The sequence below is a fragment of the Sinomonas halotolerans genome (genome assembly GCF_039615075.1).
Lineage (GTDB): Bacteria > Actinomycetota > Actinomycetes > Actinomycetales > Micrococcaceae > Sinomonas > Sinomonas halotolerans.
Genome location: NZ_JBDFRB010000005.1, coordinates 122,226 through 143,052, shown reverse-complemented (window position 1 = coordinate 143,052; position 20,827 = coordinate 122,226). Strand labels below are relative to the sequence as shown.

Below are 20,827 nucleotides of genomic sequence, written 5' to 3'. Positions count from 1 at the left end.
CCGGGTCACGTACCAGGCCCGCCGCCGTCGCCCCTCTCCCCGTCTCGGGTACACATAATCCCCCCGAATCAGCGTTCCGGGTACACATAATCCCCCCGAATCAGCGTTCCGGGTACAGACAATTCCCCCGAATCAGCGTTTCGGGTACAGACAATTCCCCCGAATCAGCGTTCCGGGTACAGACAATTCCCCCGAATCACGGTTTCGGGTACAGACAATCCCCGCGAACCAGCGTTTCGGGTGCGTGCCCGACACGGACATGCACGACGCCCGGCACGCACCCGAAACGCTCCGCGTGCCGCCTTGCGTACGGCTCTACGCGCGCTCGGGGCGCGACTCCACCTTGGACGGATCGCGCTCGACGACGTCCCCCGCCTCGGGGTGGACCAGCACCGCGTCGACCCGCGCGAGGAGCTCGGGGGACAGCGTGACCCCGGATGCGGTGACGTTGTCCTTGAGCTGCTCGGGCTTCGAGGCGCCGACGATCGCCGCCGAGACGTTCTGGTTCTGCAGCACCCACGCCACGGCGAAGGCGGCCATGGACAGGCCGGCCTCCTCGGCGAGCGGGCGCAGCTCCTGGACGCGCTCGAGCACGGACTGCTGCATGTAGCGGTGCTCGTCCTTGACCGCGCCCGCCTCGGTCGCGAAGCGCGAGTCTGCCGGCGCCGTGGAGGCGCCTGGTGCGTACTTGCCGGTGAGGACGCCCTGCGCGATCGGGGACCACACGATCTGCCCGAGCCCGACCTCCTCGCTCACCGGCACCACCTCCGGCTCGATCACGCGCCACAGCATGTTGTACTGCGGCTGGTTGGAGATGAGCTGGATGCCCAGGTCCGTCGCGAGGGCGTGCGCGGCGCGGATCTCCTCGACCGTCCACTCCGAGACGCCGATGTAGTGGGCCTTGCCCGCGTGCACGATGTCCGCGAACGCCTGCATGGTCTCCTCGAGCGGCGTCTCGTAGTCGTAGCGGTGGGCCTGGTAGAGGTCCACGTAGTCCGTCCGGAGGCGGCGGAGGGAGCCGTTGATGGACTCCATGATGTGCTTGCGGGAGAGGCCACGGTCGTTCTTGCCCTCGCCTGTGGGGAAGTAGACCTTCGTGAAGATCTCGAGGCCCTCGCGGCGCACGCCCTGGAGCGCCTCGCCGAGGGCGGACTCCGCGCGGGTGCCGGCGTAGGCGTCGGCGGTGTCGAACGTGGTGATGCCGAGGTCCAGGGCGGCGCGCACGCACTCCGTGGCGGCGTCCTGGTCGATCTGCTCGCCGTGGGTCATCCAGTTCCCGTAGGCGATCTCCGAGACGTACATGCCGGAGCGGCCGAGCTTGCGGTATTCCATGGGGTTCCTTCCGAAAGAGGGTCTTCTGGGGTTCTGCGGTTCTGGGGTTCTGGGGTCCGTGGGGCTCACGGGGGCAGGGTGGAGCCCGCGCGGTCCACGGGTGGCGCGGTGGAGCCGCGGACCACGAGCCGCGGGCTGATCACGCGCGGCCCCGCCACCGGCGCCGCACCCAGCACTGCGAGGAGTGCGTGCGCGGCGGCGCGGCCCTGACCGGACACGTCGTGGTCCATCGTCGTCAGGTCGACGGCCCCGGCGAGCCCGTGGTTGTCGTAGCCCACCACTGATACGTCCTCGGGCACGCGCAGGCCCGCTCCCCGCAGCGTCCTGAGCGCACCGAAGGCGAGCTCGTCCGAGGCGGCGGCGATCGCCGTCGGCAGCCCCTGCTCCGCGAGGAGGCCGGCCACGGCGCCCGCTCCCCCGTCCACGCTGTTCTCGGCGGTGAGCACCCAGCGGGGGTCCTCGGGCAGCCCGGCCTCGGCGAGGGCGTCACGGTAGCCGAGCAGGCGCTGTGCGGGCGGCACGCCGCCGAGAGTGGAGCGCGGCTCGTGCCGTATGCCGAGGAACGCGATCCGCTCGTGCCCCAGGTTGACGAGGTGGCGGACGGCCGCCCGGCCCCCGGCCCTGTCGTCGACGCTGACGGACCCGGCGCCCTGCCGCTCCGAGCCGACGAGCACCACCGACTGGCCCTGTCCCTCGAGCGCCTCGAACTCGTCGGCGCCGAGCTGCAGGGCGACGACGATCGCACCGTCCGCGCGGCCGCGCAGCCCGGGCCCGGTGAAGAACGCGCGCCGCAGTTCCGCCGTGGAGAGCTCCACGAGCAGCACGTCGTACCCGTGCTCGGCCAGGACGCGGCCTGCCGCGGCGATGACCTCGGCGAAGAACCACTTGGCGAGCTCGGGGACGATCACGGCAACCGTGCGGGTGCGGCCGGTGGCCAGGCGCGACGCCGTGGGCGAGGCCGTGTACCCGAGCTCCACCGCAGCCTCCTGCACACGCTTGCGAGTGGCAGCTGAAATGCCCGGCACGCCGCGCAGGGCCCTCGAGACGGTGGACACCGAGACGCCAGAGCGCGCGGCGACGTCATGGACGGAAGGGGAAGGCACAGGACGAGACTAGTAGGGGTGACGCACATCTCGCAAGCGCTTGCGAAGTTTGCGGTGCCGTCTTCGGGCAGGCTGGAGAGCGCGGTTTTGCCCAGATCTCACGGCGACGATACGCCGCCGAAACACCCGCTCCCTACCGTTTCTCGGTACCGGCCGCGGGCCACTCCAGCGGCGGTCCCAGCGAAGGGGGCAGGCATGCAGAACCATCCCAAGCTCACCATCCGCCGCGTTCCGTGGGGCAACCCCGTCGGCCGCGACCTCCGCGCCGCGCAGCAGGCGGAGCTCGCCGCCCGCCGCGGAGGCACCGCCGCCGGGGAGATGGCGCACGACGCCGGGGACCCGCCGTCGTCCGCCGAACTCGCCGTGTTCCTCATCGCCTATGAGCGCGCCACCGGGCAGCCGCTCGGGTGCGGCGGGCTGCGCTGGCTGGACCGCGGGACGGCGGAGGTCAGGCGGGTCTACGTCCTCCCCTACGCGCGCGGTGCGGGGATCGCGAGCTCGGTCCTGCTCGCGCTCGAGGCCGAGGCCCACGACGCCGGGATCACCCTCGTCATGGCCGAGGCCGGGTCGGCGCAGCCGGACGGGAAGATGTTCTACGAGGCTGCGGGATACCGGCGCGTGCCCAACTTCGGCCCCTACCAGGAGCTCGAGGACTCCATCTGCTACGCCAAGCCGGTCATGGCGCCGGTGCGCGCCCACGCGGTTGCGGGCTGACGCACGAAGGGGCGCCCACCCGACGTCCTCACCGCCCCGTCTCGGGTACACATCACACCCCCGAAACCCCGTTCCGGGTACACATCAACGCGCCGAAACCCCGTTCCGGGTACGCACCAAGCTCCCCGCGCCCGCCCCCTACTCGGCCGCGGCCAGCTGCCCGCAGGCGCCGTCAATCTCCTTGCCGCGCGTGTCGCGGAGCGTGGTGGGGACGCCGGCGGCGCGGAGGGTCTCGATGAACTCGCGCTGCACGGCCGGCTCCGAGGACGTCCAGATGGAACCCGGTGTCGGGTTGAGCGGGATCGGGTTGACGTGGACCCAGCCGCGGCCGCGCTGGTTGAGCTTCTTCGCGAGGAGGGCGGCGCGCCAGGCGTGGTCGTTCATGTCCTTGATGAGCGCGTACTCGATGGACACGCGGCGGCCCGTGGCGCGGAAGTAGTCGTAGGCGGCGTCGAGGGCCTCGTCCACCTTCCAGCGGTTGTTGACGGGGATGAGCTCGTCGCGGAGCTCGTCGTCGGGCGCGTGGAGGGACAGCGCGAAGGTGACGGGGAGGTCCTCGTCGGCGAGCTTGCGGATCGCCGGGACGAGGCCCACGGTCGAGACGGTGATGTTGCGCGCGCTCATGCCCAGGCCGGCGGGGACCGGGTCGGCGAAGCGGTGCACGGCGGCCATGACGCGCTTGTAGTTCGCGAGCGGCTCGCCCATGCCCATGAAGACGATGTTGGTGACGCGCTCGTCGTCGTGTTCGCTCGTGCCCAGTTCCCCCGCCGCGATGAGCCTGTTCGCCGCCACGACCTGGTCCACGATCTCCGCCGTGGACATGTTGCGGGTCAGGCCCGCCTGGCCCGTGGCGCAGAAGGGGCAGTTCATGCCGCAGCCGGCCTGGCTCGACACGCACAGCGTGATGCGGCCCGGGTAGCGCATGAGCACGGACTCGACGAGGGCCCCGTCGAAGAGACGCCACAGGAGCTTGATGGTGTTGCCGTCGTCGGTCTTGAGGCGGCGCACCTCGGTCAGGAGCGGCGGGAACAGCTCGCCTACGAGCTCCTCGCGGCCCGTCTTGGGGAGGTCGCTCATGGCGGCCGGGTCCGTGGTCCAGTGCTGGAAGTAGTGGGTGCTGAGCTGCTTGGCGCGGAACGCCGGGAGTCCCAGCTCCTTGGCCTTCGCCACGCGCTCCTCGAGGCTCAGGTCCGCGAAGTGCTGCGGCGGCTGCTTGACGCGCGGGGACGCGAACTGGAGCAGCGGGCGGCCCTCGGGGGTGCGCTGCTGCTCCCAGCCCTCGGCCTTCGGGGTGACCTGGGGACGGGGCGCCTCGGACTGGAGGTCGGAACGGCTGGCGGAGGAAGTCATCCTTTCCATTGTTCCATGTCCGTTTGTTGATTCCACAACCGGGGACTATGATTCCGCTCTCCCGCAGGCCCCCTTCCGTTCCGGGTACACATCGGGGCGGGGTTTCGGCGTTTCGGGTACACCTCTCGCGCCCCCACGCGGTTTCGGGTACACCTCTCGCGCCCAACGCGGTTTCGGGGACAGATAGCTCGGCGATTTCCGTGTTCCTGGTACGCGCACGACGGCGCAGCGCACCCCGCCCGCCGCCGGCCCGCCTGCCGCTCCGGCTGGCCAGGCGACCGCTGCCGCTGAAGGCGAGTGCCCGGCGTCGTGCGCCGCTGCCGCGAGCCGGGACAACAGCGGGCGCATGCGTGCCACGACGGTACCCGAAACGCCAAAACCCGGCCCGGATGTGTACCCGAAACGGGGAAGGCCCCTCGCCCCGCGTACCCGAAACGCCAAAACCGGGTCCTGATCTGTACCCGAAACGGTCAGGGCGGGGCCGACTGCCCCACCGCGCGCTCGCCCGGCCCCGCAGCCCGCTCGCCCGGCCCCGCAGCCCGCTCGCCCGGTCCCGCCGCCTGCTGCGCGTAGAGCCGCGCGTACGCGCCGCCGGCGGCGACGAGCCCGGCGTGGGTGCCGTGCTCCACGATCCGCCCGCCGTCGACCACATAGATCACGTCCGCGCCCACCACGGTGGAGAGCCTGTGCGCGATCGCGATCGTGGTCCGCCCGTGCGAGGCGGTGTCCAGCGCCTTCTGCACCACGCGCTCGGAGACCGTGTCGAGGGCGCTCGTGGCCTCGTCCAGCACTAGCACCTCGGGGTCCTTGAGCAGCACGCGCGCAATGGCGATCCGCTGCTTCTCCCCGCCCGAGAGCCGGTACCCCCGCTCCCCCACCACCGTGTCGTAGCCGTCCGGGAAGGCCGCGATCGTGGCGTGGATGTTCGCCGCGCGGCACGCGGCCTCGAGCTCCTCGGCGGTCGCGTCCGGCTTGGCGTACCGGAGGTTCTCGGCGATGCTCGCGTGGAAGAGGTAGGTCTCCTGGCTCACGACGCCGATGTGCCGCATGAGCGATTCGCGCTTCAGCCCGCGCACGTCCCGGCCCGCGAACCGCACCGTCCCGGACGTGGCCTCGTAGAAGCGCGGGATGAGGTAGGAGACGGTGGTCTTCCCGGCCCCGCTCGGCCCGACGAACGCCGCGTACTGGCCGGGCTCGATGCGGAACGAGACGCCGTCCAGGGTCGCCCGCTCGCCGCCGCGCGCGTCGGGGTACCGGAACGTCACGGAATCGAATTCCACCTCGCCGAGCCGGGGGGCGTCGGCGGGGAGGGGGTGCGCACCGTCGTCGTCCGTGATGGCGGGCCGCAGGTCCAGGTATTCGAAGATCCGCGCGAACAGCGCGCCGGAGGTCTGCAGGTCCAGGGCCACGCGCATGAGCCCGATGAGCGGGAACAGGAGGCGGGCCTGGACGGTCGTGAAGGCGACGATCGTCCCCGCGGTGATCACGGCGCCGCCCAGCTCCCCCACCCCGCCGGTCAGGAGCCACCCCGCCACGAGGTACACGATCGCGGGGATCGAGGACATGAAGATAGTCACGAGCGCGAAGAAGTACTGCCCGCTCATGGCCTGGCGGACCTGGAGGCCCACGAGGTTCTGGTTCTCCTTGGAGTACCGCGCGATCTCGTCCGGCTGGCGGTTGAAGCTCTTCGCGAGCAGGATCCCGGAGACGCTGAGCGACTCCTGGGTGATCGCCGTCATGTCCGAGAGCGACTCCTGCGTCTTCGTGGCGATCCGCGCCCGCACCTGGCCCACGCGCCGCTGTGCGATGACGAGGAACGGCATGAGCACGAGTGCCACGAGCGTGAGCTGCCAGCTCAGCAGCACCATCGCGACGAACGCGGCGATGACCGTGACGATGTTCCCCACCACGCTCGAGACCGTGTTGGTCAGGACGCTTGCCACGCCGCCCACGTCGTTCTGCAGGCGGGACTGGATCACGCCGGTCTTGGTGCGGGTGAAGAAGCTCAACTCCATGGCCTGGAGGTGGCTGAACAGGCGCACGCGCAGCGAGCCCATGACCGTGTTCCCCACGGTGGAGGTGAGGTACGTCTGCCACACGCCGAGCAGCGCCGAGAGGACGTACGCGCCCACCATGAGCCCCACGAGCTCGGCCAGGTGCGGGAGGTCGGGCCCGCCGCCGGGCGGGAAGAGGCCCTCGTCGAAGATCCGCTGGGTGAGCAGCGGCGGGGCCACGGAGAGCGCGGCCGCCGCGAGCACGAGCACGACCGTCAGGGCCAGCGCCTTCCGGTGCGGCGCGAACAGCTCGGCGATGCGCCGCAGGAGGTGGGGGATCCTGGGCGCCTCGGCGTTGAGCTTCTTCTGCAGGGCGACGTCGCCGCTTCCGACGCGCCCTCCGCGCACGACGCCGCCGGGCCGCCCGGGTGGGTGCATGGACATGGGCCTCCTTCCGGGCTCGCGCGCCTACAGGAGCCAGTATGCGGCAGAGGGCCGAGGGGCCGGACGGGGTGCTGGCCTGGGTGCCCGAGGGGCTGCTCGCCTCGGGCGCCCCGCGCCTAGGGGGTGACCTTGTGGCGGCTCACGATCGAGAGGCGGTTGAACGCGTTCATCGAGATGGCCGCCCAGGACAGGGCCGAGTAGCGGGCGTCGCCGAGCTCGGCGCGGGCGCGGGAGAGGGCGGCGATGCGCTCCTCGTCCTCCGGCAGGAGGGTCACGGCCTCCGCGATGTCCAGCGCCGCGCGCTCGAGCACCGTGTACACCCCGGCCTCGCGCCACGCGGGCAGCACGTTGAGCTTCCGGGCGGAGACCCCCGCCTCGGCCGCGAGGCGCCCGTGCAGGTCGAGGCAGTACGCGCAGCCGTTGATCTGGGAGATGCGCACCGCGGCGAGCTCGACGACGTCGCGCGGCAGGCCGGCGTCGTCCGTCGCCTTGCGGACGGCGAGCGCGAAGGCGTTGATGGCCTTCCACGCGGCCGGGTCCGACTTGTCGAGGTAGAACGCGTGGGCCTCGTCGGATTCGGGGGCGGGATTGTGAGTCATGGACCCATCATGGCCTGTCCGCGGGCCCTCCGCCCCGCCCCCTCCGATACGGGGTCCCTGCCACCCCGACACGGGGTCCCTGCCACCCCGATACGGGGTCCCTGAGAGTGCCAGGGACCCCACAACCGCCCGCTAAGGACCCCACAACGGCCCGCCAGGGACCCCACAACCGTCCGGCAGGGAGCCCACAACGGGAGGGGGTGATACTACTTGCCCTGCCAGCCTGTGTAGCACTCGGCGATGTAGGCGCGGCCGTGCTCGGACTCGAGGAGGGAGCGGAGCTCGCCGAGCTGGCGGGCGCGGAAGAACGCGTGGTTCTCCTCGGTCGGGACCGTGTGCAGGAGCGTGGTCATCCAGTACGAGAAGTTCTGCGCCTTCCAGACCCGGTCCAGCGCCCGGTCCGAGTACGAGTCCACAAGGGCGGAGGAGCCGGTCGAGAAGAACGAGTCGAGGCCCTCGAAGAGCAGCTTGACGTCGTGCAGGGCGAGGTTCAGGCCCTTGGCGCCGGTGGGCGGGACGGTGTGCGCGGCGTCGCCGGCGAGGAAGAGGTTCCCGTACCGCATCGGCGCGTTCACGAACGAGCGGAACGGCAGCACCATCTTGTCGATGACCGGGCCCTCCTTGAGCTCGAAGCCGTTGCCATTGACCCGGGCGCGGAGCTGCTCCCAGATCTGCTCGTCGGTCCAGTCGGCGGCGTTGGTCTTGGGGTCGCACTGGAAGTACATGCGCTGGACGGTGTCGGTGCGCTGGGAGATGAGCGCGAACCCGTGCTCGGAGTTGGCGTAGATGAGCTCGTCCGCGCTGCGCGGGGCCTCGGTGAGGATCCCGAACCATGCGAAGGGGTACTCGTTGAAGTACCAGGTGCGCTCGTTCTCGGGGATCTGGAAGCGGCAGTGGCTGCGCGAGCCGTCCGCGCCGACGAGGATCTGGGCGCGCAGCTCGAACTGGGCACCGTCCGAGTCGGTGAAGAAGACCTTCGGCTGGCCCGTGAGGTCCGCGGTCGAGACGTCGGAGCACGAGTAGCGCACGTCCCCGCCGTCGGCCTCGCGACGCGCGGAGAGGTCGTCGAAGACGTCATTCTGCGGGTAGAGCCACACGGACTGGCCCACGAGGTCCTTGAAGTCGATCCGGTGGCTCTCGCCGTTGACCCGGAACTCCGTGCCCTCGTGCTCGTGGCCGTTGCGGAGCACGTTGTCGATCCCGGAGCCCACGAGCAGGTCCACGCTGCCGGCCTCGAGGATGCCCGCGCGGATGGTGGCGCTGATGTCGGCGCGGGAGCGGATCTCCACGACCGTGCTCTCGATCCCGGCCTGCGCGAGGAGGTGGGAGAGCATGAGGCCCGCAGGGCCCGCGCCCATGATGGCCACCTGGGTGGTGATGACGGTGCGATCGCCCATGATCGTTCCTTTCGGCTGGAGCCGGTCCGCGGCCCGCGGAGGCTGGTCTGCAACGAGTGTGGCGTGCCCGTCGGCCCAGAAGGACCCCGAATGCCATTCAACGGAAGAATGATTCCCCGCCGCGCGGGCATTGTGGAGGGCATCCGGGGGTGTTATGCCTTGAGGGCAGCGGCCCTCGGGCGCCGCACCCGCCAGCAGGACCTACCGCAAGGAGCAGCATGAGCGAGCACGCAGCGGACAACGACCGAGAGATCGCCCAGTGGAGCCGGCGTCTGGCCCAGGCCCTCCAGATCCTGGACTTCGAGCTGGATCAGGCGCTCGTCCGCCGGGTCGCGGAGGAGTCCGCGCGGAGCGTCTCCCCCGACGCCGGCCCCGTGAGCGCCCTCATGGTGGGCTACGCGGCGGGCCTCGCCTCGCGCAACGGCAAGCAGGAGACCCAGTCCGCCCTCGAGAAGGCGGCCGCGACCGTGCTCAGGCTCTGCGAGGACGGCACGGACGGCGGCCCGGACCGGAAGGGCTGGACCGACACGGCCCAGTGACGCGCAGGTTCAGGCGCCGGCGGCCGCCGCCGGCGCCTCACCTGTCCGGGCGCTCGGCTCGAGGCGCACGATGACGGCCTTGGACACGGGCGTGTTGCTCCCCTCCGCGACGCTGTCCAGGGGGATCAGGACGTTCGCCTCCGGGTAGTAGGCGGCGGCGCAGCCGCGCGGTGTGGGGTACGAGACGAGCCGGCACGAGCGCAGCACGCGCTCCCTCCCGTCGTCGTGAACTCCGTGCACGTCGACGAGCTGCCCGTCCTCGAGCCCCAGCTCGGCGATGTCCTCGGCGCTGACGAACACCACGTGGCGGCCGTTCTTGATGCCGCGGTAGCGGTCGTTGTAGCCGTAGATCGTGGTGTTGAACTGGTCATGCGAGCGCAGGGTCTGCAGGATGAGCGTGCCCTCGGGGCGCTGCAGGTACTCAAGCTCGTTGACGGTGAGGATCGCCTTGCCCGTGGGGGTGCTGAACGTGCGGGAGTCGCGCGGGCCGTTGGGGAGGAGGAACCCGTCCTTCTCCCGGATGCGGCGGTTGTAGTCCTCGCAGCCGACCACCACGCGGGAGATGTGCTCGCGGACCAGGTCGTAGTCCCGCTCGAAGCCGGCCCAGTCCGCGCTCGTCTTCCCGTCGAGGGTGGCGCGCGCCAGGCGGGTCACGATCGCGACCTCGGAGAGCAGGTTCGGCGCCACGGGCTCCACGGTGCCGGCGGAGCGGTGCACGGCGCACACGGTGTCCTCCACGGAGACGAACTGCTCGCCGCTGGCCTGCCGGTCGATCTCGGTGCGGCCCATCGTCGGGAGGATGAGCGCCTCGCGGCCGGTCACGGTGTGCGAGCGGTTGAGCTTGGTGGAGATCTGGACGCTCAGGTCCGTGTTCTCCATGGCCTCTTCGGCGACGTGGGAGTCCGAGATGGCGGCGACGAGGTTCCCGCCCATCGCGACGAACACCTTGATGCGCCCGTCCTTCATGCGCCGGATGCTCTCCACGGCGTCCACGCCATGGTGGCGCGGGGGCTCGAAGTCGAACTCCTTGCCGAGGGCGTCCAGGAAGGCCGGCGGCATCTGCTCCCAGACGCCCATGGTGCGGTCGCCCTGGACGTTGCTGTGGCCGCGGATCGGGGCGGCGCCTGCGCCCGGCTTGCCCATGTTGCCGCGCAGGAGGAGGAGGTTGATCATCTCCTTGATGGTGGGCACGGCCTTCTTCTGCTGGGTCACGCCCATGGCCCAGCAGATGATGACCCTCTCCGCCTTGAGGTAGCGCGCGGCGAGCTCGTCGATCTCCTCGCTCGTGAGCCCGGTGGCCTCCAGGACGGTCTGCTCGTCCAGATCCGCCAGGTGCGCCTTGAGCTCCTCGAGTCCCTCGCAGTGCTCGGCGAGGAACTCGTGGTCCAGCACGGTGCCGGGGTTCCTCTCCTCGGCCTCGAGGACGCGCTTCGAGACCGCCTGCAGCAGCGCCATGTCCCCGCCGAGGCGGATCTGGAGGTGCTGGTCGGTCAGCGTGGTGCCCTTGCCGATGACGCCGTCCACGCGCTGCGGGTTCTTGAACCGCATGAGGCCGGCCTCGGGCAACGGGTTCACGGCCACGATCTCGGCGCCGTTGTGCTTGGCCTCCTCGAGGACGCTGAGCATGCGCGGGTGGTTGGTGCCCGGGTTCTGCCCGATGAGGATGAGCAGCTCTGCGTTGCGGAAGTCGTCATAGGAGACCGTGGCCTTGCCGATGCCGAGGGTCTGGCCCATGGCCCAGCCGGAGGACTCGTGGCACATGTTGGAGCAGTCCGGCAGGTTGTTCGTCCCGTAGGCCCGCACGAACAGCTGGTACAGGAACGCGGCCTCGTTCGAGGTGCGGCCGCTGACGTAGAAGGCGGCCTCGTCCGGCGAGGCCAGGCTCTTGAGCTTCGTCCCGAGGAGCGAGAACGCCTCCTCCCACGAGATGGGCCGGTAGTGGTCCTCGCCCTCGGCCTTGTAGACCGGCTCCGTGAGCCGGCCCTGCATGCCGAGCCAGTACTCGGAGCGCTGCCGCAGCTCGCTGATCGGGTGCTCGGCCCAGAACTGGGACGAGATGACCACGGGAGTGGCCTCCCACGTGACCGCCTTGGCGCCGTTCTCGCAGTACTCGAACGTCTTCCGGTCCTCCGGCGGGTCCGGCCACGCGCAGCTCATGCAGTCGAAGCCGTCCTTCTGGTTCAGGGCGAGCAGCGTCTTCGAGGCCCGCCGGATGCCCATGTGCTTCAGGGCCGGCTTCATCGAGTAGTAGACGCCGGGCACGCCTGCGGCCCAGTGCTTCGGATGGTCCTTGACCTCGATCGTGCTCTCGTCGACTTCCTCGACTGGAGGCTCATTGCGTGTCACGTGGTGCTCCCCTCGGCCAGACTGGACGGTTGGCGGTGCGCGGCTCACTGCCTTCAGGCGTAGCAGTAATCCGGGGATACCCGCAATACCCTCAGGGCAACCCACCGCGCCGGCTTCTCCCGTCTCCGCCCTCTCCGTCCTCCCGGCTTCTCCGCTCTGGTGCCCGACGCCGGGCGCCCGCCGCCGGCGCGAAGGCGCGCCGACGGCGTCGTGCCTACTCCGCCTGGACGAGCTGGCGCGAGATGCCCCGCGCCGCCGTCTTGAGCGCCGGCACGATCTGCGGGATGCGAACCTCCGCGAGGGGCACCACCACGCCCACTGCGGCGACGGGCCGGCGCTTCGCGTCGAGGACAGGGACGGCGATGCCCCACGTGTCCGGGTCCACCACGCCGGCCAGCTCCGCGTAGCCCTGCGTCGAGGCGGCGGCGAGGAGGTGGCGGACGTGGTCCACGGTGGCCTTGCCGGTGGGGTCGCGGAACCGCGCGAGGTACTCGGCCTGGACGTGCTGCGGCTGGGCGGACATGAGCGCAACCCCTGCCGAGGAGACGTGCACGGGCATGCGGCCCGCCACCTTGGCCCGGTTCGCCACCGACCCGCGCCGCGAGAACCGCTCGACGAACAGCACGTCGTCGCCCTGGAGCACCGCGAGGTTCACGTTCTGGTTGAGGACCTGGTGGATGTCGTCCATGAACGGCAGGGCCGCCTGGCGCAGCACGAGGATGGGAGAGTTGCGGTTCACGAGCTCCCACAGCCGCAGCCCCAGCTGGACAGTGCCGCCCGGGGCCTGCTCGAGGAGGCGGTGCTCGGCGAGCTGGCGGACCAGCCGGTGCGCGCTCGTGAGCGGAAGGTCCGCACGGGCGGCGACCTCCGCGAGCGGGAGCGAGCTGACCCCCTCGGGGAACGCCTCGAGGATCCGCACGATCCGGTCCACGACCGAGTCCCCCGATGTCGAGTTGGCCACGGCACCTCCTCCATTGGGACGGGTTCAGATTCCATTCAATGGTGGCACGTGTCACAGGCCATAGCGTCCAGTGATACAAATCTCGCGTACCCAGCACGCCGTGATGGCACCGCAGCGGCGAGCGCTCTCCATCTCCGAGGTAGCCATGTCAACGATGACCCCCGCCCCGACAGCCCAACGCTCCGCATGGCCGGTATGGCTCTGCTGGCTCGCCATGGTCCTGGACGGGTTCGACCTCGTGGTGCTCGGCACCGTGATCCCCACGCTGCTGAAGACCGGCGACCTCGGCTTCACGCCCGTGGGCGCCACGCTCGCCGCCACCATCTCGCTCGTCGGCGTGGGCGTCGGGGCGCTCTTCATCGCCCCGCTCTCCGACCGGTTCGGACGGCGCCGCCTCCTCATCGCGTGCGTCGCATGGTTCTCGGTCTTCACCCTCGCGATCGTCATCGCGCCGAATGTCGCCGTCTTCAGCCTCTTCCGCTTCCTCGCCGGCGCGGGCCTCGGCGCATGCCTCCCCGCGGCCCTCGCCTACATGAACGACTATGCCCCCGCCGGTTCCGGCGCCAAGGCCACCACCCGGACCATGACCGGCTACCACGTGGGCGCTGTGGCCACGGCGTTCCTCGCGCTCATCCTCATCCCTGACTGGCGCATGATGTTCGCCATCGGCGGCGTGGCCGGCTTCGTACTGCTGCCGTTCCTGTGGTTCAAGCTCCCCGAGTCGCTCCCCCGGGCCGCCCAGGCCGCACCTGCACAGGCTGCACCTGCACAGGCTGCACCCGCGCAGGAAGCCCCCACTCAGGCCGCACCCGCACGCACCCAGGCCGCGCCGGCGGTGGGCGCGCACGCCGCCGGCGACTCGCCGTCGTCGCCCGCCACAGCCGGCGTGCCCGCCCGGCTCGGCTACCGCGCGCTCCTCGAGAAGCCGTACCCGCTCGTCGCGGTCGGGATCGCGATCGCATCCTTCATGGGCCTCCTGCTCGTGTACGGCCTCAACACGTGGCTGCCCACCCTCATGGCCTCGGCCGGCTACTCGCTGAGCTCCTCGCTCACGCTCCTGCTCGTGCTCAACGTGGGCGCCGTGGCGGGGCTCTTCGTGGCCGGCTGGCTCGCCGACAGGCACGGCGCCAAGCGCATCGTGCTCCTGTGGTTCGGGATCTCCGCCGTGCTGCTCGCGGCCCTGAGCATCAGGATGCAGAACGAACTCCTGCTCAACGCCGCGGTGTTCGTCACGGGCGTCTTCGTGTTCAGCGCCCAGGTACTCGTGTACGCGTGGGTCAGCCAGCTCTTCCCGGCCCGCCTCCGCGGCACCGCGCTCGGCTTCTCCGCCGGAGTGGGCCGGGTGGGCGCCATCCTCGGCCCGGCCGTGACCGGCACGCTCGTGACGCTCGGGATCGCCTACCCGTGGGGCTTCTACGTGTTCGCGGGCGCGGCCGTGCTGGCCGTGCTGGCGCTCGTCGCCGTGCCGCACGTCGTGCCGGGGCGCAAGGACCTGTAGGCGTCAGCCGGCGCGAGAGCGACACAATTCGCGTGGCTCATGCCCTCAGGCAGCTGGAACTGTGTCGACCCGTCCCCAACTGCACAACTCGTGCCGCTCAACGGCCGAAAATGGCCCGGCGGCCTCGCGGGTTGTGCAGTTGGGGACCGCACCAGCACCCCCCCCCGCCAAAGCGCCCCGGCCTTCCGCCGAGCGGAAGCCCGGACTGGCGCGGACGGGCGCTCGACAGGCTCTCAGCGGCGGGCCATCAGGTAGGCGGCCCAGCCGCGCGGCCAGCTCGGCAGCCCCGTCTCGCCGGCGATCCGCTCGACATCGAAACGGTCCGCGAACCAGCGCTCCGCCTCGCCGGGACGGAGCGCGAGCCCGCCGAACGGCAGGACCGCGGTCGCGGCCCGCTCCCAGAGGCGCGGCTCCCATTCGAAGCACCACAGCAGGAACCTCGCCCCGGGTGCCGCGAGCGGGACGACCTGCTCGACGTAGGCGGCGCGCTGCCGTGGGCCCAGGTCATCGAACGTGCCGTAGTCCACGAGCACGTCGAACGGGCCGCTGACCTTCGTGAGCCGCGTGAGGTCGTCCACCACGAAGTCCACGTCCACGCCTGCCTGGCGGGCCTTCTCCTCCGCCCTCGCGATGGCCGCGGGCGCGAAGTCCACGGCGGTGACCTCGAATCGGTGCTGGGCGAGGAACACGGCGTTGTCCCCTACCCCGCACCCCAAGTCGATCGCCCGCCCGGGCCGCAGGCCACCGGACTCGACGAGGCGGACCAGTTCCGCTCGCGGCCCGCCGACCCAGGGCGGGGTCCCGAACCGGTACCAGGAGTTGTAGAAGCCCTTCATCGCAGAACCCTCCGGACGCCCCAGCCAGCGCATGCGCCCAGCACCACTGTCGCGCTCTCCGCCCCCGTCCGGAAGGCCTGAGCGAACACAGGCGCGGGTTCAGGCTCGCCTCCGCCTTCCGCTCGGGAGGCATCGATGCTGGACTGGCTCCGTGGAGGTGCTGCGTCCGCGCTGGCTCACGCGCAACGTCGCGACGCTCTCGGGCGTGAGCTTCCTCCAGGATGCCGCGAGCGAGCTCCTCTACCCGGTCCTGCCGATCTTCCTCACCGCGGTCCTCGGGGCGCCTGCTGCGGTGGTCGGGGCCGTGGAGGGTGCGGCGGAGGGCGCCGCCTCGGTCACGAAGGTCGTGGCGGGCCGGCTCGCTGACCGTTCCTCGAAGCGCCGCCTCATCGGCCTGGGCTACGGGCTCGCGGCGGTCGGCAAGCTCGTCATCGCCCTCGCCTCGGCATGGCCGGCGGTGCTCGCGGGCCGCTGCGTGGACAGGCTCGGCAAGGGCATCCGGGGCGCGCCCCGGGACGCCCTGCTCACCCACGGCGCCGAACCCGCCTCCCGCGGCCGGATCTTCGGCTTCCACCGGATGGCGGACTCGGCCGGCGCGGTGGTCGGCCCCGCGGTCGGGCTCGGCCTCCTCGCCCTGGTCGGCGGACAGATCCAGCCGCTCCTGTGGGTCGCTGTGGTGCCCGCGGTCCTCTCGGTGCTGCTCGTCGCCGCGGTGCGGGAAGAGCGCGGGGACCCCGCCGCCGTCGTGCACCCCTCCCTCCCGCCCTGGGCACGGCGCCCGACGCCGAGTCCCCCGCCGCGTGCCGCGCCCCGCCTCCCCCGCGCCCTCCCCCAAAGCCTGCCGGGGCGCCCGCCGCCTGCCCTACCCCGGCGCCTGCGATGGCTCATCGGCGTGCTCGCAGTGTTCTCGCTCGTGAACTTCCCGGACGCGCTCCTGCTGCTGCGCGCACACGAGCTGGGCCTGCCCACCGAGGGCGTCGTGGCCGCGTACATCCTGTTCAACGTCGCGTACGCGGCGCTCTCCTACCCGGCCGGGGCCCTCTCGGACCGCGTGCCGCGGCATCTCGTGTTCGCGGCGGGGCTCGTGTTCTTCGCGGCCGGCTACCTGGGGCTCGGGCTCATCGAGGACCCGGCGTGGGTGTTCCCGATCCTGCTCGCGTACGGCGGGTTCGCCGCCTGCACGGACGGGGTGGGCAAAGCGTGGGTGTCGAGCCTCGCGCCGGAGGGGCTGCAGGGCCGGGCGCAGGGGCTCTTCCAGGGGCTCACGGGCGGCGGCATCCTCGTGGCAGGGCTGTGGGCCGGGTTCGCGTGGGGCGACGCCGGCCAGGTGCCGCTGCTGGTGAGCGGCACCGCCGCGCTGGTGCTCGCCGCCGTGCTGGTCGGGGCCGGGCGGCACCTCGCCGCCCAGCCCCACCGCCGGGCGGCATGACGCGGGGGTCCTGACGCGGCGCGCAGCCTTGTCCCCAGCGGGCTCGGGACCAGAGACTGGGGGCGTCCCGTGTGCCGGCGAGAGGTGGCCCTGTGGCTGTTCAGCGGATGGACAACGTCGCGATCGTCGTCGACGACCTGGAAGCGGCCGTCGCGTTCTACTCCGAGCTCGGCCTGGAGGTGGAGGGCAGGGCGTCGATCGAGGGCGCCGTCGCGGACGAGACCGTCGGGCTCGAGGGCGTGCGCACCGACATCGCAATGATGCGGATGCCGGACGGCCACGGCAGGCTCGAGCTGACCGTGTACCACCACCCCGCTGCGGTCAGCTCCCAGCCGCCGAGCCTGCCGCCCAACACGCTGGGCCTGCACCGCGTGATGTTCGCCGTCGACGACATCGAGGACACCATCGCCCGCCTCCGCCCCCACGGCGCCGAACTGCTCGGCCGGGTGGCGGACTACGAGGGCATCTACCGGCTCTGCTACCTCCGCGGGCCCGCGGGCATCATCGTCGCCCTCGCGGAGCAGATCGGCTGACGCAAGGCCCCGGCCCCGCCCCGGGCATAGCCAAATGGACTAATGCCGATGCTCTGTGGGAAACTTCACAGGTTTTGGGTGACGCGCGCCACTCAGGTCCACCGACTTCGCGCAGCCCCCGATCGCACCCCAAACGCTCTTCATGGAGGGAACCCACACTCATGAGCGATGTCCTGTCTGCCATCAATGGCGTGATCTGGAGCGACTGGCTCGTCTATCTGTGCCTCGCCACCGGCGTCTACTTCTCCGTCCGCTCGCGCTTCCTGCAGGTGCGGCACGTGAAGGGCATGGTCCAGCAGCTGTTCCGCGGTGAGAAGTCCGACTCGGGCGTCTCCTCGTTCCAGGCTCTGGCCATGTCCCTGTCCGGCCGCGTCGGCACCGGCAACGTCGCCGGTGTCGCCACCGCTGTGGCGTTCGGCGGGCCCGGAGCCCTGTTCTGGATGTGGACGGTCGCCTTCCTGGGCGCGTCCACGTCCTTCATCGAGTCCACGCTCGGCCAGATCTACAAGACCCGCGACCCGCTGACCGGCGAGTACCGTGGCGGCCCGGCCTACTACTTCTCCCGCGCCTTCGCCCACACCAAGGGCGCCGGCTTCTTCAAGGTCTACGGCTACATCTTCGCCGCCGTGACCGTCCTCGCCTGCGGTGTCCTCATGCCGGGCGTCCAGACCAACTCGATGGCCACCGCCATCAGCGGCGCCTGGACCCTCCCGTCGTGGACCGTGGCCCTCGGCGCGGCCGTCGTGCTCGCCCTCGTGATCGTCGGCGGCGTGAAGCGCATCGCGAGCGTCGCTGCGTTCGTCGTGCCGTTCATGGCCATCGCGTACATCATCCTCGCCCTGATCGTCGTCGTCCTCAACGCCGGCCAGCTGCCCGCGATCATCTCGCTCGTGTTCCGCAGCGCCTTCGGCATGGACGCCGCCCTCGGCGCGATCATCGGCCTCGCCGTCATGTGGGGCGTCAAGCGCGGCGTGTACTCGAACGAGGCCGGCCAGGGCACGGGCCCGCACGCCGCTGCTGCCGCCGAGGTCTCGCACCCGGCCAAGCAGGGCCTCGCACAGGCCTTCGCGGTCTACATCGACACGCTCTTCGTCTGCTCGGCCACCGGCTTCCTCATCCTCTCGACCGGCGCGTACCGCGTCTTCTCGGGTGGCAGCGAGGACGGCGCGGTGCTCGCCGACGGCGGCCTCCTCTCGGCCAGCGCCGTGGTGGGACCCCAGTTCGTCCAGGCCGGCTTCGACTCGGTCTTCCCGGGCGTCGGCGCCGCGTTCATCGCGTTCACGCTGATCTTCTTCTGCATGACCACGGTCATCGCCTACTACTACATGGCGGAGACCAACCTGCGCTTCCTCGTCGGGGACGCCTCGAAGAAGCTCCTCCCGGGCACCCGCGTGAGCATTGGCCGCGTGACCACCATCGCCCTGCAGGTCGCCATCCTCATCGCCGCGGCCTACGGCAGCGTGAACACCGCCGCTGACGCGTGGACGATGGGCGACATCGGCGTGGGCCTCATGGCCTGGCTGAACATCGTGGGCATCCTCGTCCTGCAGAAGCCGGCCTTCAAGGCGCTCAAGGACTACGAGCGCCAGGTCAAGCTCGGTCTCGACCCGGTCTTCGATCCCAAGCCCCTCGGCATCGTGGGCGCCACCTTCTGGGAGTCCTACAAGACGGCCGAGCGCGAGAAGGAAGACGCGCGCGTCTGACCTCTCGGCACCGGCTCTGGTTCGGAGCATCTGCCCCGGTTCGCTGCGGTCTGCGGCGGGCCGGGGCAGACGCACGACGGCGTGTCCCCCACCGCGCTCCCCCGCCCTCCTCGGGCGGGGGTGTGCAGGGGGCGCGCCGTTCGCGCTTTGGGGGCGCTCTCTGCCAGCAGCCTGGACGCGGCCCCCAGTGTGAACACGGCGTGAACCCTTCGCGCAGTGCTCGCGACGCTGCGCGGAACAGCTGCCGAAGATCACGGATGGGCTCCTCGATCCGGCGTTCTGGGCCAGCCTGCGCCCCTACGCTTGACGCCGTGATCGCACCCACCTCGAACTTCTCCCGGCTCTACGCCGCGTGCGCTGCCGTCGCAGCAGCCGCCGCCCTCACCGCCCCGGCCGCCTTCGCCGAGCCGGCCCCCGCACCGGCGCCTTCGTCGTCATCGCCGAGCGCGGCACCGTCGTCGAGCGCCACGCCGGACCCGACCGCGCAGGCCGGCCGCCTCGCCCTCGGCGCCGAGGACCTCCCCGAGACGCGGACGGTCACCCAGCTCGCGCCGGGCGTGACCCGGACCTCGATCACCCGCGGCGCGCCGAGCGCCTCGCTCTTCTGGACCGCCGAGGTCGCGGTGCCCTCCGACTCCCCGGACCCCGACGCTCCGGCGTCGGCCATCTCGAGCCGGGAGGGCGCCGAGCGCACCGCGGAGCGGCTGCGGGCCGCCGGGGTCGACGCCCGAGTCGAGCACGTCGTCTCCCCGCAGCTCGCGGATGCCGGCGGCGAGCTGGGCTACCGAGTCCGTGCCGGGAACGTCGCGACCAAGGCGGAGGGTGCCGGACTCGTCGCCCAGATCAAGGCCGCCGGCTACGCCTCCTCGCTCGTCTACACGGGCTGGGACGGCGACTCGGCCAGCGGGGACAACAGCCACGGCCAGTGGAAGCTCGAGGTCCTCACGATCGATCCGAAGGAGTACACCGGCCAGCTGGCCGCCTCGTTCGGCCCCGACCTGCAGGGACGCGAGAGCGTGACCGCGCTCGCCCAGGCGCAGGGCGCCCTCGCCGGCGTCAACGGCGGGTTCTTCGTCTTCGACCCGAAGGCTGGGGCGGAAGGCGACCCGGCCGGCGTCGGCGTCTACGGCGGGCGCACGCTGAGCGAGCCGGTCGGCGACCGCCCCGCCCTCGTCGTGGACGGCAAGCACAGCCGCACCTCGGTGGAACGGCTGCGCTGGCGCGGCACGGTGCGGGCGGGCAGCGAGCAGCTGGTGCTCGACGGCGTCGACCGCGTGCCCGGGCTGGTCCGCAACTGCGGCGGCACCGGCGACACCCCGACCTGGCTCCCCCTCCACGATGTGACGTGCACCGACGCGGACGAGCTGGTCGCGTTCACCTCCGACTTCGGCCCACAGACCCCCGCCGGCGCGGGCGTCGAGGTGGTCCTCGACGCCTCCGGGCGCGTGACCGAGGTGCGCGGGCAGCGCGGCATGGCGGTGCCGGCCGGCGCCCGCACCCTCCAGGCCACCGGATCCGCCGCCGTGCAGCTGCGCGAGATCGCGCCCGTGGGCCGCCAGCTCCAGGTCACCACCGGCCTGGTCGGCGAGGACGGGAAGGCGCTCGACGCCGGCAAGTCCACGAGCGTGGTCAACGGCGGCCCCCTGCTCATCCAGGACGGCGCCGAGAACGTGACCGCTGCCCGCGACGGCATGGTCCACCCGGGCAAGCCCAGCTTCTTCTACGGCTGGGTCCACAAGCGGAACCCGCGCACCTTCGCCGGCGTGGACGCCCAGGGCCGCACCCTCCTCGTCACCGCGGACGGCCGCCAGACCGACCGCCTCGGCCTGAGCATCAAGGAGACCGCGCAGGTCGCCGCCTCGCTCGGCATGGTCCAGGCGATCAACCTCGACGGCGGCGGGTCCACCGCGATGTCCGTCGGCGGGTCCCTCGTGACCAGCCCCTCGGGCGGCACCGAGCGCACTGTCGGCGACGCGCTGCTCCTCCTCCCCGGGCGGGAGACGGCCGGCTGAGCCGTCGGCTGGCTGACCCGTCGGCTTCCGGATCGCC

At 71.5% G+C, this 20,827-nt stretch carries 16 protein-coding genes; 7 read left to right on the top strand and 9 right to left on the bottom strand.

Annotation, left to right across the window (positions count from 1 at the left end; genetic code table 11):
• Positions 1–315: 315 nt before the first annotated feature.
• Both ABCQ75_RS07785 and ABCQ75_RS07780 read right to left on the bottom strand, forming a co-directional pair.
• Positions 316–1,332, bottom strand: coding sequence for an aldo/keto reductase family protein (locus ABCQ75_RS07785; RefSeq protein WP_345884456.1), 1,017 nt, complete (start codon positions 1,330–1,332; stop codon positions 316–318).
• Positions 1,333–1,397: 65 nt separating this feature from the next.
• Positions 1,398–2,435 (bottom strand): LacI family DNA-binding transcriptional regulator, encoded by a 1,038-nt coding sequence (locus tag ABCQ75_RS07780; protein WP_345884454.1) that lies wholly within the window; start codon positions 2,433–2,435, stop codon positions 1,398–1,400.
• A gap of 195 nt (positions 2,436–2,630) precedes the next feature.
• Between ABCQ75_RS07780 and ABCQ75_RS07775 the strand changes: the two genes are divergently transcribed.
• Complete coding sequence (locus ABCQ75_RS07775) at positions 2,631–3,149, top strand: GNAT family N-acetyltransferase (protein ID WP_345884452.1); 519 nt, start codon at positions 2,631–2,633, stop codon at positions 3,147–3,149.
• Between the two features lie 138 nt (positions 3,150–3,287).
• On the opposite strand, the gene rlmN is transcribed toward ABCQ75_RS07775, so the two are convergent.
• From rlmN to ABCQ75_RS07755, 4 genes are all read right to left on the bottom strand, one after another.
• Positions 3,288–4,499 carry a dual-specificity RNA methyltransferase RlmN gene (gene rlmN / locus ABCQ75_RS07770; protein WP_345884451.1) on the bottom strand — a complete coding sequence of 404 codons (1,212 nt, stop codon included), beginning with the start codon at positions 4,497–4,499 and terminating at the stop codon, positions 3,288–3,290.
• A 470-nt stretch (positions 4,500–4,969) separates the two neighbouring features.
• Positions 4,970–6,931, bottom strand: coding sequence for an ABC transporter ATP-binding protein (locus tag ABCQ75_RS07765; protein ID WP_345884680.1), 1,962 nt, complete (start codon positions 6,929–6,931; stop codon positions 4,970–4,972).
• A gap of 122 nt (positions 6,932–7,053) precedes the next feature.
• A complete protein-coding gene (locus ABCQ75_RS07760) occupies positions 7,054–7,536 on the bottom strand; it encodes a carboxymuconolactone decarboxylase family protein (RefSeq protein ID WP_345884449.1) in 483 nt (160 codons plus the stop codon).
• A 206-nt stretch (positions 7,537–7,742) separates the two neighbouring features.
• On the bottom strand, positions 7,743–8,933 hold the full coding sequence (locus tag ABCQ75_RS07755) for a 4-hydroxybenzoate 3-monooxygenase (protein ID WP_345884448.1): 1,191 nt from the start codon (positions 8,931–8,933) through the stop codon (positions 7,743–7,745).
• Between the two features lie 218 nt (positions 8,934–9,151).
• Here ABCQ75_RS07755 and ABCQ75_RS07750 point away from each other — a divergent pair, with 218 nt between their 5' ends.
• Positions 9,152–9,472: a DUF6457 domain-containing protein gene (locus ABCQ75_RS07750; protein ID WP_345884447.1), complete on the top strand. Its 321-nt coding sequence runs from the start codon at positions 9,152–9,154 to the stop codon at positions 9,470–9,472.
• Positions 9,473–9,481: 9 nt separating this feature from the next.
• On the opposite strand, the gene ABCQ75_RS07745 is transcribed toward ABCQ75_RS07750, so the two are convergent.
• Both ABCQ75_RS07745 and ABCQ75_RS07740 read right to left on the bottom strand, forming a co-directional pair.
• A complete protein-coding gene (locus tag ABCQ75_RS07745; RefSeq protein WP_345884446.1) occupies positions 9,482–11,818 on the bottom strand; it encodes an FdhF/YdeP family oxidoreductase in 2,337 nt (778 codons plus the stop codon).
• Between the two features lie 214 nt (positions 11,819–12,032).
• Positions 12,033–12,779, bottom strand: coding sequence for an IclR family transcriptional regulator (locus ABCQ75_RS07740; RefSeq protein WP_345884445.1), 747 nt, complete (start codon positions 12,777–12,779; stop codon positions 12,033–12,035).
• A gap of 154 nt (positions 12,780–12,933) precedes the next feature.
• Between ABCQ75_RS07740 and ABCQ75_RS07735 the strand changes: the two genes are divergently transcribed.
• Positions 12,934–14,277: an MFS transporter gene (locus ABCQ75_RS07735; protein WP_345884678.1), complete on the top strand. Its 1,344-nt coding sequence runs from the start codon at positions 12,934–12,936 to the stop codon at positions 14,275–14,277.
• A gap of 233 nt (positions 14,278–14,510) precedes the next feature.
• On the opposite strand, the gene ABCQ75_RS07730 is transcribed toward ABCQ75_RS07735, so the two are convergent.
• Positions 14,511–15,113, bottom strand: coding sequence for an SAM-dependent methyltransferase (locus ABCQ75_RS07730; protein ID WP_345884444.1), 603 nt, complete (start codon positions 15,111–15,113; stop codon positions 14,511–14,513).
• 151 nt (positions 15,114–15,264) lie between these two features.
• Here ABCQ75_RS07730 and ABCQ75_RS07725 point away from each other — a divergent pair, with 151 nt between their 5' ends.
• From ABCQ75_RS07725 to ABCQ75_RS07710, 4 genes are all read left to right on the top strand, one after another.
• Positions 15,265–16,542 carry an MFS transporter gene (locus ABCQ75_RS07725; RefSeq protein ID WP_345884442.1) on the top strand — a complete coding sequence of 426 codons (1,278 nt, stop codon included), beginning with the start codon at positions 15,265–15,267 and terminating at the stop codon, positions 16,540–16,542.
• A 92-nt stretch (positions 16,543–16,634) separates the two neighbouring features.
• Positions 16,635–17,075 carry a VOC family protein gene (locus tag ABCQ75_RS07720; protein ID WP_345884439.1) on the top strand — a complete coding sequence of 147 codons (441 nt, stop codon included), beginning with the start codon at positions 16,635–16,637 and terminating at the stop codon, positions 17,073–17,075.
• Positions 17,076–17,236: 161 nt separating this feature from the next.
• Positions 17,237–18,778: an alanine/glycine:cation symporter family protein gene (locus ABCQ75_RS07715; RefSeq protein WP_345884437.1), complete on the top strand. Its 1,542-nt coding sequence runs from the start codon at positions 17,237–17,239 to the stop codon at positions 18,776–18,778.
• Between the two features lie 311 nt (positions 18,779–19,089).
• Positions 19,090–20,790 (top strand): phosphodiester glycosidase family protein, encoded by a 1,701-nt coding sequence (locus ABCQ75_RS07710; protein WP_345884435.1) that lies wholly within the window; start codon positions 19,090–19,092, stop codon positions 20,788–20,790.
• Positions 20,791–20,827: the final 37 nt, after the last annotated feature.